1 protein-coding gene is annotated in these 606 nt (G+C 47.2%); it reads left to right on the top strand.

What is annotated here, in order from left to right; genetic code table 11:
* Window positions 1-12: 12 nt before the first annotated feature.
* Window positions 13-606, top strand: a 594-nt coding sequence (locus A3739_RS00535; protein ID WP_255376749.1) for a 3,4-dihydroxy-2-butanone-4-phosphate synthase, incomplete at its 3' end; no start/stop codon positions are given.

Genomic DNA, 606 nt, shown 5'->3' with positions numbered 1-606 from the left:
CGTGCTCATACTATTCGGACTGCTGTGGGTCGAAATAGCAAACCCCAAGATATCGTCCAGCCGGGTCATGTTTTCCCAATTGTTGCTCAGCCTGGTGGCGTATTAACGCGTGCGGGTCATACAGAAGCTGGTTGCGATTTGGCGAGAATGGCTGGCTTTGAAGCGGCTTCGGTCATTGTTGAAATTATGAATGATGATGGCACGATGGCACGTCGCCCTGATCTTGAAGAATTTGCGAAAAAACACGATCTAAAAATTGGCACAATCGCCGATATGATTCATTATCGTGCTCTGAATGAGCAGACGGTTACTCGTCAGGAAGAGCACGGCGTTCAAACTGAGCATGGTGATTTTCAGCTGATTACCTACAAAGATACTTTGCAAGGCGATGTGCATATGGCTTTCGTGTTGGGTGATGTAGATCAGGTTGATGCGCCAATAGTACGTGTTCAATACCCTGACATACTGCGTGACACAATTGGTGTACGAAAAGAAGGTTCTCAATCTTGGTCGGTGCAAAACTCGCTAGCAAAAATTGCTGAAGCAGGCGCTGGTGTATTGGTGCTGTTAGGTGATTCATACGAAGCCTCAATGGAAGACCGCTTG

It is taken from the genome of Oleiphilus sp. HI0067, from assembly GCF_001635735.1.
Note: the sequence above shows the minus strand (reverse complement) of the source record. Positions and strands in the feature narration are given on the sequence as shown.